The organism is Gulosibacter sp. 10, from assembly GCF_900163695.1.
Classification (GTDB): domain Bacteria; phylum Actinomycetota; class Actinomycetes; order Actinomycetales; family Microbacteriaceae; genus Gulosibacter.
Genome location: NZ_FUIC01000011.1, coordinates 143962 through 159820, shown reverse-complemented (window position 1 = coordinate 159820; position 15859 = coordinate 143962). Strand labels below are relative to the sequence as shown.

Sequence of the window (15859 nt, the reverse complement as noted above, 5' to 3'; positions counted from 1 at the left end):
GGACGGCCCGATAACCGCGGACTTCGACGCATCTGCGCCCGGAGCCCCTAGCGCGGCAGCGGTACCTCGATCACGAGCAGGCGCTCGGTGCGGTCGGTCAGCGCCTCCTCGAGCGTGCCGCGCGTGGTCGCCCGGCGGTAGGCCCAGCCGTAGGCCTCGGCGATCGCCCGGATGTCCGCCTCGCGCGGCGTGAACTGCACCCGGTCGAAGGCCTCGGCCCGCGCGGAGGACGCCACCTCGAGCGAGTCGAAGATCGTGCCGCCGCCGTCGTTGCCGACGACGATCTGGATGCGCGGCGCGTCCTCCCCGCCCTGGCCCACCAGCAGCGATCCCGCGTCGTGGAGGAACGCGAGGTCGCCCATCAGCACCCGGGTCGTGCCCGTGCGCGAGGGACCGTGCTCGCCGTGCTGGCTCGCGTGCGCGACGCCGAGGCCGGAGGCGATCGTGCCGTCGATCCCGGCGAGGCCGCGGTTCGCGTGCACCCTGATGCGCTTGCCCGGCACGCGCGAGTCGAGGTCGCGGATGAGTCGCGACGCCGCGACGTGCAGCCGGTCGTGCGGCCACGTGAGCCGCCACACCGAGTCGACGAGCATCTCCCGGCTCGCCGGCTCGCGCGAGACGGCGAGCTCGGCGCGGCCGAACCGCGCCCGCTCGCGGAAGTCGGCGCTCCGCGACGCCCGGACGTCGGGGGCCTCCGGATCCGAGTCGAGCTCGACCTGCAGCCTGCGGTCGGCCGCGATCCAGTCATGCAGCCGGGCCTCGGCCTCCTCCCGCAGCGGGGCCGTCTTCGCGGAGCCGGCCGGGAGGGCCGAGCCGAATGCGAGGACCCGCACCTCGGACGCCGCCTCGACGCGCTCGTGCGGCCGGAATCGCGGCGCCCCCGGCTGATCGACCGCGACGACTCGCACGCCCTCGCGGCCCAGCAGGTCCGGCACCTCGCGGCTCAGGGTCGGATGGCCCACGACGATCACGAGCTCGATCGCGTCCCGCAGCGCGGGGACGGGGCTGTTCGCGCCGAGCAGCGCGCGGTAGTGCGCGATGGCGTTGCGGCCGAACCGGGATCCGCTCGAGACCTCGGCGATGAGAGGCCAGCCGCCCTGGCGCGCGAGCCGCTCGCCGAGCTCCCCGGCCCGGTCGCCCGCCACCACCACGGCGTCCGGCCACTCGGCGGGGTCGATCTCGATCGCGGGAGCGGGCTCCGCCGAAGCGGGCGCCGAGGCGCCGCCCGTCGCGGTTCCTCGGAGCGGCGGCAGCGCGCCGAACTCGAGCAGCGGCGCCGCGTCCAGGGCCGGGACGCTCCCCGGGGTGCCGTCGGCGGGCGCCCCGACGGCGCCGGGGCCGGCGTGCGCCGCGAGGTCGTCCGAGATCGCTGCCGCGAGCTCCGCGGGCAGGCCGCGGCCGGGCTCCCCGTCGCGGATGCGCCGGTCGCCGTCCTTCCCAGGCCATGCCTCGAGCGTCCGCGGGGCCGGCAGGCCCGCGTCCTCCCCGCCGGCGCCGAGCAGCCGCACCGCGCCGTCCATTCTTGCGGACAGATCCGGCACCGGCCCCGAGAGCGGCTCGCGGAAGGCGACGTTGCAGTGCCAGGCGCCCCGCGCATCCGCGATGGCCGCCCCCGCGGCGCGATACAGGTCCGGCTCCGCGCCCGTCGGCGCGGGGAGAGAGACCACCGGCACCTCCGGGCCGAAGAGCCCGGGCTGGCGGGTGGTCTGGTTCGCGCCGGTGCCCTGCAGCTCCTCGGGGCGGTCGGCGGTCAGCGCGACGAGCGGGACCCCGGCGTGCAGCGCCTCGAGCATCGCCGGGGCGAGATTGGCGACGGCGGTGCCGGAGGTCGTGATGACCGGCACGGGCCGATCGGATTCGCGGGCGATGCCGAGTGCGAAGAAGGCCGCGGAGCGCTCGTCGATGCGGACGTGGAGCCGCGCCGCGCCGATCCGCTCGAGCTCGGCGGCGACGAGCGCGAGGGCCTGCGAGCGCGAGCCGGGGCACACGACGATGTCGCGGACTCCCCGCTCCACCGCGGCGAGCAGCAGCTCGATGGAGGCGTCAAGCGCGGGCGAGCCGGGCGCGCCCGGGGTCACTGGCGGCGACCCTCGTCATCGCCGTTCGACTCGGAGTCGGTGGTCTCGTCGGAGTCGTCGCCCTCGTCGTCCTCGCCGTCGACGACCGAGGCGCCGCCCGTGTGGCTCGAGGGATGGTTGCGCATCGTGTTCTGGCGGTCGCGCTCGATCTCCTCGTCGAGCAGGCGCATCTGCTCCTCGAGCTCCGCGATGCGGTCGTCGTGCTCGTTGCGGACGGTCATCGTGTCGCCGTAGACCTGCGAGTCCTCGGGCGGGATGCGCTGGGCCTTGGCCTGGCCGTTGCCCTTGCCGATGAAGATCCACAGCAGCGGCCCGATGACGGGGATCAGCAGCACGACGATGATCCAGATCGGCTTCTGCAGCACCCGCGCGCGGCGGCCGTCCGTCATAGCGCAGTCGACCACCGCGTAGATGGTGAGTGCCACGGCCACGACGATGCCGAGAATGATCCAACGTCCCATGCACGGCAGTCTACTTGGCGGCGACTGATCACCGCCGTCACGGCCCTTTCGTAGACTGGCCGGATGAACACCTCCCGCGCCTGGGTCATCTACACCATCGTCCGCGTCCTCGCCTTCATCGTGCCGTTCGCGATCATCATGCTGGTGCTGCCCGGCTGGCAGTGGAACTGGCTCGTCGGGCTGGTCGTCGCCACGATCGTGAACCTCTCGGTCACCGAGATCTTCCTCCACGAGCACCGCACGATGATCGCCAAGTCGTTCCAGGACCGCCAGGAGGCCCGGGAACGGGGCAGGATCGATACCCGGCGCCCCATCGACGTCGAGGAGGACGAGATCCTCGACGCGCAGGAGGCCGAGGCCGCAGGGCGGGACGACGCGGCCGGCACGCCGGCGCCCGAAACCTCCGGGGGCGACGTCCCCGACAAGGGATCCCCGGCCGACGCCGACGAAGGGCGCGAGCGCTCGGATGCGCCAGAACACGGCGCCGAGCGGAATCCGGATGGTGGGAAGCGCGACTGACGTTCGCTCCTCGGCGGCCCGCGCACGCGAGGGGATGCGCTCCCGCACCTCCCGCTAGAGCACGAACCCCGGCAGCACGAGCCCGACGCCCATCAGCAGCGCCCAGAGCAGCGCGCCGAGCGAGATGAGCTTGAGGGCGAGGACGAGGTCCTTCGGGGTCGTGGTGGTCGAGGTGATGATCACCGACGGGACGGCGAGCAGCAGCGCGAACAGCGCGAACAGCGCGTTCGGGTAGACGAAGCCGAACATGACGGTCACGAGGAACGGCAGCAGCGCGAACAGCCCGAACACCACCCGGGAGCCGCGCACGCCCATCCGCACCGCGAGGGTGCGCTTGCCCGCGAGCGTATCGGTGGGGATGTCGCGGATGTTGTTCACCATGAGCACGGCGCAGGAGAACAGCCCTGCCGCGACGGCGAGGAACCAGGCCGGCTGCGGCACGAACAGCACCTGCACGAAGGCCGTGCCGATCGTCGCGACGAGGCCGAAGAAGATGAAGACGAACACCTCGCCGAGCCCCGCGTAGCCGTAGGGGCGCTTGCCGCCGGTGTAGAACCACGCCGCGAGGATGGCCGCCGCGCCCACCGCGAGCAGCCACCACTGCTGCGTGGCGAAGCACAGCCACAGGCCGAGCAGCCCCGCCGCCCCGAAGAAGGCGAAGGCGACGGTGCGGACCACCGCGGGCCGCACCCGGCCCGAGCCGGTGAGCCGCGGCGGGCCCACCCGGTGGTCGTCGGTGCCGCGGATGCCATCGGAGTAGTCGTTCGCGTAGTTCACGCCGATCTGCAGCGCGAGCGCGACTCCGAGGGCCGCGAGCGCGCGGACCCAGTGGTACTGTCCCGGCTCGACGGCGATCGCCGCCGCAGTGCCGAGGATGACCGGCACCAGCGCGAGGGGCAGCGTGCGCAGGCGCGCGCCCTCGATCCAGTCGCCGACGGTCGCGCGACCGCCCTTGACGCCGCCGCCGCGGGGTTGCTGGGTCGGATTGTTCGACTTCTGTTTGGCCACGGTGACGATTCTAGGGCGAGCGGTACACGGATCGGGCTACCAGGCCAGCAGCTCCAGGTCCTCCGCGCTCAGCCGTACACCGCGCGCGAAGAACAGCTGCGCCAGCTGCCGCTCGTCCCTGGCGCTCGCGATCGGCACGATATCGGCCTCCTGCGCCCCGAACCAGGCCAGCGCGATCGCCGCCGCGGGAACGCCGTGCCGATCGGCGACCCGATGCAGGTTGCGCTGGAAGCCCGCCGATCGAGGGTCGTCCAGCCTGTCCCTGATCTTCTGCGTGTGATCGGTGACCAGGCCCGGGTTCTCGAAGTACTTGCCGCTGAGATAGCCCGACTCGAGCGAGTGGTAGGCGAGGAACCGCACCCCTTCGAACCCCGCGAAGTCCCGCTCGAACGCTTCCCGGTTGACGATGCTGTAGCCATGCTGGAGATAGGTGATCGGCGTCAGCCCGTGCTCGCGCACGAGCGCCTGCGCCTCCCGGAACCGATCCGGCGAGATGTGCGAGTAGCCGAGTGCGCCGATCAGCCCCTGCTCCTTCAGCTCGTGGAACGTGCCGAGCGTCTCGAGCAGGTCGGTCTCGGGGTCGTCCTTGTGCGCGTAGTACACCTCGAGGTGATCGGTGCGGAGTCGCTCGAGCGACTCCTCGAAGGCGGCGAGGATGTTGTCCCGGCTCAGCCCCGGCCGGACGGCGGAGAAGCCGACCTTGCTGGACAGGTGGAGGTCGGCTCGCCTCCCGGAGCCGGCGATCCAATCGCCGACGGCCCGCTCGGCGGCTCCCGTCGTGCTGGACTCCACCCACTCGGTGTAGTTGTCGGCCACGTCCACGGCGACGCCGCCGCCGGAGAGGAACGCGTCGATCAGCCCCGGCGTCTCGTCCCTCGGCACGGTCCACCCCAGTACGTTGCCGCCGAGCACGAATGCGCCGAGCGGCCGCCCCGGGCCGTCGGGCTGCGCTGCGCCGGCGCTAGGCATCGCCGGCGCTCCGGACGTCGTCCCAGACCCGCAGCAGATTGCCGCCCCAGACCTTCGCGACCTCGGCGTCGTCGTATCGGCGGCGCAGCTCCGCGGTCACGTTCGGCGTCTGCGTGTAGTCCAGCCAGCCGCCGACTCCCCCGCCGTGGTGGAAATCGGAGGCGATGCCGACATGATCGACCCCGACGAGCCGGACGACATGGTCCACCGAGTCGATGAGATCCGCGACGTCGGTCTTGGGCCATCCGTTACGGACCTTGGCGTGGTATTCGCCGAAATAGTCCTGGAACTTCTGCTCGTCCCATTCCGCGGTCTCGGGATCGAGCAGCGCGTAGTAGTCCGCGGGCCCCCGGTAGCCGGGCAGCCCGAACCGCTCCCGGAGCTCGCGGATGTCCGCGACCACCTTGGGGTCCTCGCCGCGGAAGCGGTGGTAGCCGTCGAACGCGACGATCTGCACGAGTCCGCCGCCCTCGGCGATGGCGACGATCTCCTCGTCGCCGAGCGTGCGGTCGGCCTCCCCCACCCGCGCCTTGAGCCCGTTGTGCGAGGCGATCACGGGCGCCTTCGACCGGTCCAGGATGCGCCGCCGGGCCGCGACGGAGACCTGGGCCGTATCGATGACGACGCCGCGGCTGTTGAGCAGCTCGATGCCCTGCTCCCCCAGCCCGCTCAGGCCGTCGTAGCCGTCCTCCGCGTTCGCCGACGCGTAGGGGCGCGAGGAGTGCGCCCACTGGTTGTTGCCGATGAAGCCGAAGTCCACGATGGCGACGCCCCGGTCGAGCCACTGCTCGAGCGCCGCGAGGTCGCGCAGCGGACGCGCGTTCTGCAGCGAGTGCACGAAGGAGAAGACGCCCCGTTCGGCGTTCGCCGCGATCTCCGCGCTCGAACGGGCGATCGCCGCCCGCCCCTCCGAGGCGGACGCCTCGCGCTCCACCGCCTCGAACGTCTGCGCGTACTCCCGCAGACCGCTCTCCGCCTCGGCCTCGCGCGGGATGCGGCTCGCACGGACGGGCACGATCGCGGCGGCCACGCCTCCCTGCAGCGCCTCCGCGAGCGGGAAGGAGTATCCCGAATCGGATTCCGCCACATCCGCGTGGCCATCGATGACGATCAGTTCATCCGTGCTCAATGCTCCTCCAAAGGTCGCTCGACGAATCGCCCCAGTATGCGAGCACCCCATCCGCAAGGCCACCCGTTTGTCCTCGGATGACTCACGGCTACGAAATATGCGCTTCCGTGACTCCCCGTGACCGGGCCGCTCGCACGACCGGAGCGCCGCCGCATAGCGTTCGGCCATTCGCCCCTCGATCGCATCGACCGGGGCGGTCCTTCCTCCCCTACTTCCCCACCCCACAGTCAGGAACAGCGCCATGTCGACTCAAGAAGCCATCGAGAACCGGATCGGGGACCAGCGACGCAAGCGGAGGCGCTGGTGGATCATCGCCGCGGCCGTCGTGGTGATCGCCATCGTCGCGGCGATCCTGGTCCCCCGCCTGCTCAGCTCCTCCTCGGCGGAAGACGGGGACCTCATCCCCATCTCGATCGCCGACACGAGTCAGAGCACGTACCAGGACGCCGTCATCGAGGTGGGCCGCGAGAACGGCCTCGACATCTCCTTCGTGAACTTCGACGACCCGAACATCCCCAACCGCGCGGTGCTCGACGGCGAGGTGGACGCCAACGCCTTCCAGCACCTCGGCTTCCTGAGCACCTTCAACGCGGAGTCCGATGCCGACATCACCCCGGTCTTCGCCATCTCCATCACCACCTACGGCCTCTTCTCCGACAAGCACGACAGCCTGGAGAGCCTGCCGGACGGCGCTCGGATCGCGATCTCCGAGGACCCTTCGAACTTCTCGCGCTCCCTGTTCATCCTCGAATCGGCGGGGCTCATCGAGGTCGACGACGCGGCGGGGCTGTTCCCCACCGAGGCGGACATCACCTCGAACCCGAAGAACCTCGAGCTCGTCCCGCTGGCCTACGCCTCCGTCCACACGGCGTACACCGACCCCGCCATCGACGGCGTCGTGATCGCCGTCGACGACTTCGACCCGGCGCTCGGGCTTCGCGGGGACGACGCCCTCGCGCTCGAGGACCCGACCGCCGAGTCCTCGCAGCCGTACGCCATCGTGCTGGCCACCACCGCGGAGCGCGCCGACGACCCGGTATGGGATGCGCTCGAGAAGACCTACCGCGATGAGCGCGTCGAAGAGGCCTTCATCGAGGAGAAGAACGGGCTGTCCACGCTGGTCGAGATCCCGTCCGAGGACCTGCGCGACACGCTCGCGTCGATCAGCGAAGAGTACAACGACTAATACGACGCCCGGTCGGGCGCCGGTCCTCCGGCGCCCGACCCGTTACGCGGGAGACCCATGACTGAACGGATCCGATTTGATTCGGTCTCGAAGGAATACCCCAGTCGCCAACGACGCGAGACGGTGTCGGCGCTGAGCGGTATCGACCTGAGCATGAGATCGGGAGAGATCTTCACCCTGATCGGCCCCTCCGGCGCGGGGAAGTCCACATTGCTGCGGATGATCAACGGGCTCGAGAAGCCGACCTCCGGCTCGGTGCTGGTCGACGGCATCGAGGTGCAGAAGCTCCCCAAGGGCGAGCTGCGCACGCTCCGGCACCGCATCGGCATGGTCTTCCAGCAGTTCAACCTCTGGAACTCGCGCACCGTCTACGGGAACATCGCCGCCCCGTTGAAGATCGCGGGCTGGAAGGAGGACAGGATCGCGCCGCGCGTGGCCGAGTTGCTCGACTTCGTCGGGCTCGGCGACAAGGCGTTCGCGCATCCCAAGCAGCTGTCCGGAGGCCAGAAGCAGCGCGTGGGCATCGCCCGAGCCATCGCCGGGCGGCCCGACATCCTCCTGGCCGACGAGGTGACCAGCGCGCTCGACCCCCAGACGACGAAGGAGGTCGTGCAGCTGCTCAAATCCGTCAATCGCGAATTCGGCATCACCATCGTCGCGGTCACCCACGAGATGGATGTCGTGGCGCACCTCGCCGACCGCGTCGCCATCCTCTCGAAGGGCGAGCTGGTCGAGATCGGCGAGCTCGAGCGCGTGTTCTCCCGCCCCGACCATCCGATCACGGGATCGCTCGTCGGCTCGTACGCCCGCACCGCGCTGACGGCCGAGGAGCAGGGTGCGATCCGGATGGAGAGCGATGCCCGGTTCATCTCGATCCGCGTGGAGAGCGCCGTCGTGGACTCCCCCGTGATCTCGCGGATCGCACGCGCGCACAGCGTCGATTTCACCTTCGTGCAGGGCGGCGTCGCCCATGTCAAGGGGCAGCCCTACGGGCAGATCAGCCTCGCCCTGTACGGCGAGGACGCCGCCGTCGACGCCTTCCTCGAGGACCTCACCGGCTATGCCGAGATTGCGGAGTGGTAGCCCATGGATTTCGGAGTCGTCCTGCCCAAGCTCGGCACCGCGCTGGGAGAGACCCTCTTCATGGCGTCGGTCGCGTTCTTCTTCGCCGTGATCATCGGCCTCGGCCTCGCCATCTTCCTGTACGCCACCCGGCCCGGGCAGGTGTTCGAGCACAAGATCGTCCACAATGCGCTCAACATCTTCGTGAACCTCGTGCGCCCGATCCCGTTCGTGATCCTGCTGATCGCGGTGGCGCCGATGACCCGGGCCCTCATCGGCACGAGCATAGGCCCCGCGGCGGCCATCCTGCCGCTGACGATCGCCTCGGCCGTGGGCATCGCCCGGGTCGCCGAGACCAACCTGGTCGCGGTCGATCCCGGCGTGATCGAGGCGGCCGAGGCGGCCGGCGCCTCGCGCCTTCACATCCTCTTCGGCTTCGTCGTCAGGGAGGCGCTGGGACCGCTCATCCTCTCGATGACCTTCATCTTCGTCGCGCTCATCGACGCGACCGCGGTCGCGGGGGCGGTCGGCGGCGGCGGTCTTGGTAACCTCGCACTCACGTACGGCTATCAGCGATTCGACTACCCGGTCGTGATCGCCGTCATCATCACGCTGATCGCGCTGGTGCAGCTCGTGCAATGGGTAGGGAACCGGATCGCTCGCAGAATCATCGAGGGGGCCCGATGAGCCACGCGCCGCAGACGGATCTGCTCGTCATCGGAGCCGGGGTCCTGGGCCTCAGCATCGCGGCGGAGGCCGCGACGAGAGGCGTGGAGACGCTCCTCGTCGCCGCCGAGGAGCGGGACCGCACGGCGGTCTCCGCGGCATCGTTCGCGTGCATCAACGTGCACGAGAAGCAGCCGGAGGCGTACACGCGGCTGCACCTCCGCGCCATCGCCGCGCATCACGAGCTCGACGGCCGCGTCGGCGACGGCGCCGCCTGGCTGCGCATCATCGGCGCCGACTTCTTCGGCGAGCACCATGCCGATTGGGGATACGTCGACGTCGACGCGTACGGCCGGGCGCACTCATCCGCGCTCGAGGCCGCCGGAGGGCGGATCCGGCGCGGCGTGCGCGTCCTCTCGATCACGCCGGGCTCCGGCCGCGCCCCCGTGCTGGTCGAGACCACCGCGGGCGCCATCGCCGCTCACCGCGTCGCGATCGCCGCTGGGGCGGGCACCTCGGAGCTCGTCCCAGGGCGTCTTCGCACCCCTCGTCTCGCAGCCACCGCCGGTCTGCCTGGGTTTCTCGCGCGCGTCTCCGGCGAGAGCCCCGTGGACCGCGTGGTGGTGGAGCACGAGCTGAGCGTCCGCCCGGACGGCCCCGGACGGTTCGCCGTCCAGTCGCTGGCGCTCGAGCACGAGTTCGAGCGCACGGGGCGCCGCGCAAGCGCGGCGGCGGTCCGGGCGCCGCTCGCCGAGCGGATCGGCCGCCGGTACGGGCTCGCGCTGCGGGAGGATGCGATCATCTCCGTCGACGAGGCGCCGCGGCCCATCTCGCCTGACGGGCTGCCGGTGCTGGGCCTGCTGGCCCCGGAGATCTACGTGGCGATCACGCACAGCGGCGTCAACCTCGCCCCGCTCATCGGCCGCGCTGCGGTCGACGAGCTGCTCGGCACCGCCGACGCGGATTTCGCGCCGTTCCGACCCGACGCTGCCCCGCAGCCGACCCATCGCCGAAGGAAACCATGACGACCACCACGTACGACGCCGCCAGCCGACTGCTCGCGAGCATCCCCGATCGCCGCGGCTTCGGCGACGCCACCCTCATCCGACAGGACGCCGAGACCGTCAACCTCGGCGGCGGCAACCCCGACCGCGAGCTGCTGCCCGCCGAGCTGTTCGACCGGGCGACGGAGGACCTGTTCACCGACCCCGGCACGGCGACCACGGTCCTGCACTACTCCGGCGCGGCGGGCTTCGACGGGCTGCGGGAGGCCATCGGCGCGCACGAGGGCATCGATCCCGCGCGCGTGATCGTCACCACGGGCGGCGCGCAGGGCATGGCGCTGGCGGTGCTCGGCAGCCTCGACGACGGCGACACCGTCGTCGTGGACAACCCCGTCTACCCGCTGTTCCTGCGCACCCTCGACCTCGTCAACGTGCACGTCGAGTCGGTGCCGGTGGACGTGGACGGCATCGACCCCGACGCGCTCGAGGCGAAGCTGCGGGCTGGCCTGCGGCCGCGGGCCGTCTACACGGTGCCCACCTTCCACAACCCCTCCGGCGTCTCGCTCTCGGCGGAGCGCGAGGCCCGACTCGTGCAGCTCGCCGAGCAGTACGGGTTCACGATCCTCGTCGACGACCCCTACCGCGAGATCACGTTCTCGGGCGAGCGCCCCCGCTCGCGCCGGGCGTTCACCGACACCGACCGCGCCGTGCTCATCGGCTCGTTCTCGAAGACCCTCGGCACGGGCACCCGCCTCGGCTGGATCGGCGTACCGCCGGAGCAGGCGGCGCGCTACGCGAAGCTCCGCAACCGCCTCGACGGCCAGAGCAGCGGCATCGTGCAGGAGCTGGTGCGGCGCATCATCACGGGCCCCGGCTACGTGCCCTCGCTCGTCAAGGCGGGCGCGCGCTACCGGCAGAAGGCCGAGCTGCTCAAGGGCGCGCTGCGCGACCAGTTCGGCGAGCGCATCGACTGGGTCGAGCCCGAGGGCGGGTTCTTCCTCTGGGCCCGGCTCGACGAGGACGTCGACTTCGACGCGCTCTTCGCCGAGGCGCAGCGGCGCGGGGTCACCTACCAGCGCGGCGACTGGTTCGCGGCCCACCCCGATCTCGCCGCGCCCCTGCGCAACGCGTTCCGGCTCTCGTACTGCGAGCTCGACGAGGCCTCGCTGCGGCTCGGCGCCGACCGTCTCGGCGCCGCCTGGCGCGAGATCCGCTGACCCCTCCCCCGCGCGCCGATGCGCGGCCGCTCCCGACACCCCCGAAAGGCATCCGCATGACCCCGAGCGCTCCCCTCCGCGGGGCCCGACTCCGAGCCGCCCAGCTGCTCGAGCTCTCCCGGCGCCCCGACCTCGGCGCCGAGCTGCGCGCCGCCGGCATCGGCTTCCTCGTCGTGCGCGAGGACGACTCGCAGCTCGGCCAGGACGCGCACGACGCGAAGGCCCCGGCGTTCATCGCCGCCGCCCTGCGCGCCCTCGACGGGATCGGGGTGCTCGCCTCGATCGATCTCGCGCGCCTCGAGCCCTTCAACGCGGCGCGGGAGATCGCGACCCTCGACATCCTCTCGGGGGGCCTCGCGGGCCTCGCCGTGCAGCCGCCCGGCCCCGCGGCCGGGTACGCCCGCGTCGGCCTCCGCTACCGCGACCTCGACCGCCCCGAGGAGTGGCTCGACGAGGCGCTGCAGGTGGTCGCCGCGCTCTGGACCAGCTGGGAGCCGGACGCGGTGGCGCGGGACTGGTCGAGGAACCGGTTCCTCGACGCCGCCAAGGTGCGCCCCATCGATTTCGAGGGCGAGCACCTCTCGGTGCGCGGCCCCGCCGCCACGCCGCGCTCGCCCCAGGGCCGGCTGCCGGTGCTCGCCGATCTCGCCGAGGCGCGGCTCGACCGGCTGCCCCGGTGGACGGAGCGCGCGGATCTCGTGCTGACCGGGCTGCGGGAGACGGATGCGGGGCCGGAGGCCGGGCGAGAGGCGGAGCCCGGGCCGGCGCGGCCGGCGGCTGAGCGGCTGCTGCTCGCGGTGGACGGCGACGGCCCGCTGCCCGAGGTGCTCGGGGACGCCGCGGGGATCGTCGTCGACGTCTCCCGCTCGGAGGAGGATGCGCTCGCGCTCCTCCGCGCCCGCGGCGCGGAGCTCGACGACCGCTTCGGCGCGGCCGCGCCCGGCGCCGGGACGCTCCGCGAGCGACTCGGGCTCGGCGCGCAGGACGGAGACGGCGGAGGCGACGGCGGACACGGCGGGCACGGACGCGAGGCGGGCCCGCGCGAAGAGACGGAGACGACACGATGACCGAGCTGCGACGGGTGCACATCGGCGTGCAGTACAACGCCGAGGATCCGCACGAGATCTGGCACCGCGAGCACCTGCCCTCGATCAACACGCGCGAGAGCTTCGAGCGGGCCGCGGAAGTGGCGGAGCGGGCGCTGTTCGACTTCTACTTCCAGGCCGAGACCTCCACGATCGGCGAGGGGCCGGACGGCCCGCTCGAGCCCAACGTCTCGGGGCGGGCGGACAACATCACGGCGCAGTCCTTCCTCGCGGCGAGGCACCCGCATCTCGGCTTCGTCTCGACGATCAACACGACCTACAACAACGCCCTCGACATCGCCAAGCGGCTCGGCAGCCTCGACGCGATCGCCCCTGGCCGCGCGGGCTGGAACCTCGTGCTCGGGGGCAGCCCGCTCGCCTACCGCAACTACCGCCCGCTGCCCGAGCCGATCCGCGCCGACGACGGGCCGTTCGACCGCTACCGGTACGGGCTCGAGGTGCTCGAGGCGGTGCGCGGCTACCTCGGCGGCGGCGACCGGTTCGAGTACCGCGGCGAGTACCTCGACATCGACGCGCGACCGCTGCGCATCGGCGCCCCGAGCGATCCGTTCGTGTTCTACGCGGGCGGGTCCGGCCGCAGCCGCGACTTCGCCGCGGCGAACGCCGACGCGATCTACAGCCACTTCTCCAACCTCGAGCACGGGCCGCGGTTCACCCGCGACATGCACGAGCGCCTGCGCCGCTTCGGCCGCGACCCCGAGCGGTTCAAGGTGTTCTCCCGCGTCGCGGTCATCGCCGCCGAGAGCGACGCCGACGCGCGCGAGCTCGAGCGCGACATCCTCCCCTTCCAGGTGCATCCCGACACCGTGCTCGCGGTGATCCGCGCCGTGTGGGGGCCCGGCTACGAGGACTTCGACGTGGACGGCAGCCTCCCGAGCGCCGACCCGCCCGAGGGCGCCGAGACCGGCTCGGTGGGATCGCTGCTCGGGATGTACTGGGAGGGCGACGCGCGGCGGGCGGCGAAGCACCTGCGCGCGCTGCAGGACCGCACCGGGTTCGGCGCCCGGCAGACCATCGTGCACGCGAGCGGCACCGACCTGATCGTGGGCGGCCCCGCGACCGTGGCGGGCCGGCTCAGCGAGCTCGTGCAGCGGCGCGCCACCGACGGCTTCGTCATCGTGCCGCACATCGCGGGCACCTGGCTGGAGCCCTTCGCCGAGCTCGTGGTGCCGGAGCTGCAGGCCATGGGCGTCTACCCCGAGGAGTACCGCGCGGAGTCGCTCCGCGAGCGGGTGCTCGCCTAGCTCGCGCCGTCCGGCCGTCCGGCCGCCTCCGCCGCGAGCTCGCGGATGCGCCGGCGGTCGGGCTTGCCGCTCGGCAGCATCGGCAGCTCGGCCACGCGCAGGCGGCGGACCGGCCTGGCGGCCCGCCCCAGCCGCACCACGGCGTCCCGCAGCGCGGCCAGGTCGGCGGCCTCATCCCCCGGGCCCTCGCCCGCGCAGACGATCGCGACCGACTCGCCCCATTCGGCGCTCGGCACCGCCACCGCCACCGCCTCCTCGAAGCCCGAGAGCCTGCGCACGCCGCGCTCGACCTCGTCGAGGTCGACCTTCTCCCCGCCCGAGATGAGCACGTGATCGAGCCGGCCGGTGACGGCGATGCGCTGGGCGCCGAGCGACTCGGCGGTCTCCGTCACCGCGCCGCCGTCGCTCGTGCGGTACCAGCGCCGCCCGTCCGCCTCGACGAAGGTCTCTGCGGTGCGCGCCTCCTCGCCCAGGTAGCCGGCCGCGAGCACCGGCCCGGACAGCCACAGCTCCCCGGCCTCGACCCGCGCCCGCACGCCGTGCAGCGGCACGCCGTTGTAGACGCAGCCGCCCGAGGTCTCGCTCGCCCCGTAGGTGGTCGTCACGGCCCAGCCGAACGACCGGGCCCGCTCGAGGATGTGCCGCGGCGTCGACTGCCCGCCGACGAGGATGCCGTCGAACCGGCCCAGGCGCGCGGAGATCCGCTCGCGCTCGGCCCACGAGCGGTCCTCACCCGACACCGCCTCGACGAGCCGGATCAGCTGCGCCGGCACGAGCGAGACGTAGCGCCGCTCCGCGTCCATGCGCGCGGCGAGCGCCTCGAACTCGAGCGGATCGAATCCGCCCTCGGCGACGACGGGCCGCGTGCCCGCCTGCAGCGAGCGCGCGAGCACCTGCAGCCCCGCCACGTAGTTGGCCGGCAGGCACAGCAGCCACTGGCGCGTGGGGTACGGCGAGCCGGCGCGGATGCCCCGGCCCGCGGCGAGCGCGTCGAGGCGCTCGTAGGTCGCGGCGCCCGAGGCGTGCAGCGCCCGCGCGGTGAGCATGACCCGCTTGGGCCGCGCGGTGGATCCGCTCGTCTCGACCACGGCGGCGACGTCGGCGGGCGCGCCGTCCGGGATGCCCGCGGGCGGCTCGAGCGCGGCGGAGCCCTCCGCGGGCACCGGCATGACGGCGGGCCCGGCGCCGCTCATCGCGTCGTCGAGCGCCCGCATGACCGCGAGCGGGTCGGCGGCCGAGACGATCCGCAGTTCGCGCGGCATCAGTAGTGCCAGGGGAAGGGGGCCCAGTCGGGGTCGCGCTTCTCCAGGAAGGAGTCGCGGCCCTCGACGGCCTCGTCGGTGCCGTACGCGAGCCGGGTCGCCTCGCCCGCGAAGAGCTGCTGCCCCGCCAGGCCGTCGTCGGCGGCGTTGAAGGCGAACTTGAGCATGCGGATCGCGGTGGGCGACTTGCCGAGGATGGTCTCGGCCATCCGCAGCCCCTCGGCCTCGAGCTCCGCGTGGGGCACGACCCGGTTCACCGCGCCCATCTCGTAGGCCCGCTGCGCGTCGTAGGTCTCGGCGAGGAAGAACGCCTCGCGCGCGAGCTTCTGCCCCACCTGCTTCGCGAAGTACGCGGAGCCGTAGCCGGCGTCGAAGGAGCCGACGTCGGCGTCGGTCTGCTTGAAGCGCGCGTGCTCCTTCGAGGCGATCGAGAGATCGGTCACCACGTAGAGCGAGTGCCCGCCGCCGGCCGCCCAGCCGTTGACCACCGAGATGACCACCTTCGGCATGAAGCGGATGAGCCGCTGCACCTCGAGGATGTGCAGCCGGCCCGAGCGCGCGGGGTCGACGCTCTCGGCGGTCTCGCCGCTCGCGTACTGGTAGCCGTCGCGGCCCCGGATGCGCTGATCGCCGCCCGAGCAGAAGGCGTGGCCGCCGTCCTTGGGGCTCGGGCCGTTGCCGGTGAGCAGGACGACGCCGACCTTCGAGCTCTGCCGCGCGTGGTCGAGCGCGCGGTACAGCTCGTCCACCGTCTGCGGCCGGAACGCGTTGCGAACCTCGGGCCGGTCGAACGCGACCCGGGCGATCCGCCCCGTCGTGTCGAGGTGGTACGTGATGTCGTCGAAGTCGAAGCCCTCGACCTCGCGCCATCGCGTCGGGTCGAAGGTGTCCGAAACGGTGTCGTGGCTCATGCGCCTACGCTACCGCGACGCCCCTCGACGGCGCCCG

The 15859-nt window shown here is 72.4% G+C and carries 15 protein-coding genes; 8 read left to right on the top strand and 7 right to left on the bottom strand.

The features are described from left to right. Positions 1-47 precede the first annotated feature (47 nt). Together FM112_RS17505 and FM112_RS04350 are read right to left on the bottom strand one after the other, a co-directional pair. Entirely contained in the window at positions 48-2078 is a 2031-nt protein-coding gene (locus FM112_RS17505) for a 2-succinyl-5-enolpyruvyl-6-hydroxy-3-cyclohexene-1-carboxylate synthase (RefSeq protein ID WP_254910372.1), read from the bottom strand. Next, positions 2075-2539, bottom strand: coding sequence for a PLD nuclease N-terminal domain-containing protein (locus FM112_RS04350; RefSeq protein WP_087003993.1), 465 nt, complete (start codon positions 2537-2539; stop codon positions 2075-2077). Before FM112_RS04350 ends, FM112_RS17505 begins: the two co-directional genes overlap by 4 nt. Before the next feature lie 63 nt (positions 2540-2602). On the opposite strand from FM112_RS04350, the gene FM112_RS04345 reads away from it, so the two are divergent. Beyond that, a complete protein-coding gene (locus tag FM112_RS04345; RefSeq protein ID WP_087003990.1) occupies positions 2603-3058 on the top strand; it encodes a DUF4229 domain-containing protein in 456 nt (151 codons plus the stop codon). Positions 3059-3112: 54 nt separating this feature from the next. Here the strand turns inward: FM112_RS04345 and FM112_RS04340 are convergent, their stop codons facing one another. Genes FM112_RS04340 through FM112_RS04330 form a run of 3 tightly spaced genes read right to left on the bottom strand, consistent with a single transcriptional unit; the run spans position 3113 to position 6164 of the window. Beyond that, on the bottom strand, positions 3113-4066 hold the full coding sequence (locus FM112_RS04340; protein ID WP_087003987.1) for a 1,4-dihydroxy-2-naphthoate polyprenyltransferase: 954 nt from the start codon (positions 4064-4066) through the stop codon (positions 3113-3115). Positions 4067-4102: 36 nt separating this feature from the next. Further along, positions 4103-5035, bottom strand: a complete 933-nt coding sequence (locus tag FM112_RS04335) for an aldo/keto reductase (RefSeq protein WP_087003984.1) — start codon at positions 5033-5035, stop codon at positions 4103-4105. Further along, positions 5028-6164: a dipeptidase gene (locus FM112_RS04330; RefSeq protein ID WP_176386662.1), complete on the bottom strand. Its 1137-nt coding sequence runs from the start codon at positions 6162-6164 to the stop codon at positions 5028-5030. Before FM112_RS04330 ends, FM112_RS04335 begins: the two co-directional genes overlap by 8 nt. 241 nt (positions 6165-6405) lie before the next feature. Here FM112_RS04330 and FM112_RS04325 point away from each other — a divergent pair, with 241 nt between their 5' ends. The 7 genes from FM112_RS04325 to FM112_RS04295 are packed head-to-tail and all read left to right on the top strand — an operon-like array spanning position 6406 to position 13649. After that, complete coding sequence (locus FM112_RS04325; RefSeq protein WP_087003979.1) at positions 6406-7350, top strand: MetQ/NlpA family ABC transporter substrate-binding protein; 945 nt, start codon at positions 6406-6408, stop codon at positions 7348-7350. Between the two features lie 57 nt (positions 7351-7407). Further along, positions 7408-8433, top strand: a complete 1026-nt coding sequence (locus FM112_RS04320; protein ID WP_087003976.1) for a methionine ABC transporter ATP-binding protein — start codon at positions 7408-7410, stop codon at positions 8431-8433. 3 nt (positions 8434-8436) lie between these two features. Then, entirely contained in the window at positions 8437-9099 is a 663-nt protein-coding gene (locus FM112_RS04315) for a methionine ABC transporter permease (protein ID WP_087003973.1), read from the top strand. Beyond that, positions 9096-10103 carry an FAD-binding oxidoreductase gene (locus FM112_RS04310; RefSeq protein WP_176386661.1) on the top strand — a complete coding sequence of 336 codons (1008 nt, stop codon included), beginning with the start codon at positions 9096-9098 and terminating at the stop codon, positions 10101-10103. The genes FM112_RS04315 and FM112_RS04310 overlap by 4 nt, the downstream gene beginning before the upstream one ends. Next, positions 10100-11299 (top strand): PLP-dependent aminotransferase family protein, encoded by a 1200-nt coding sequence (locus FM112_RS04305; protein ID WP_087003967.1) that lies wholly within the window; start codon positions 10100-10102, stop codon positions 11297-11299. Before FM112_RS04310 ends, FM112_RS04305 begins: the two co-directional genes overlap by 4 nt. Positions 11300-11355: 56 nt before the next feature. Next, entirely contained in the window at positions 11356-12366 is a 1011-nt protein-coding gene (locus FM112_RS04300; protein WP_087003963.1) for an LLM class flavin-dependent oxidoreductase, read from the top strand. Next, positions 12363-13649, top strand: a complete 1287-nt coding sequence (locus FM112_RS04295) for an LLM class flavin-dependent oxidoreductase (protein ID WP_087003960.1) — start codon at positions 12363-12365, stop codon at positions 13647-13649. The genes FM112_RS04300 and FM112_RS04295 overlap by 4 nt, the downstream gene beginning before the upstream one ends. Here FM112_RS04295 and FM112_RS04290 read toward each other — a convergent pair. Both FM112_RS04290 and FM112_RS04285 read right to left on the bottom strand, forming a co-directional pair. Next, positions 13646-14911 carry an AMP-binding protein gene (locus FM112_RS04290; RefSeq protein WP_087003957.1) on the bottom strand — a complete coding sequence of 422 codons (1266 nt, stop codon included), beginning with the start codon at positions 14909-14911 and terminating at the stop codon, positions 13646-13648. The genes FM112_RS04295 and FM112_RS04290 overlap by 4 nt on opposite strands. Next, a complete protein-coding gene (locus FM112_RS04285; protein ID WP_087003954.1) occupies positions 14911-15822 on the bottom strand; it encodes a 1,4-dihydroxy-2-naphthoyl-CoA synthase in 912 nt (303 codons plus the stop codon). The genes FM112_RS04290 and FM112_RS04285 overlap by 1 nt, the downstream gene beginning before the upstream one ends. Between the last annotated feature and the right edge of the window lie 37 nt (positions 15823-15859).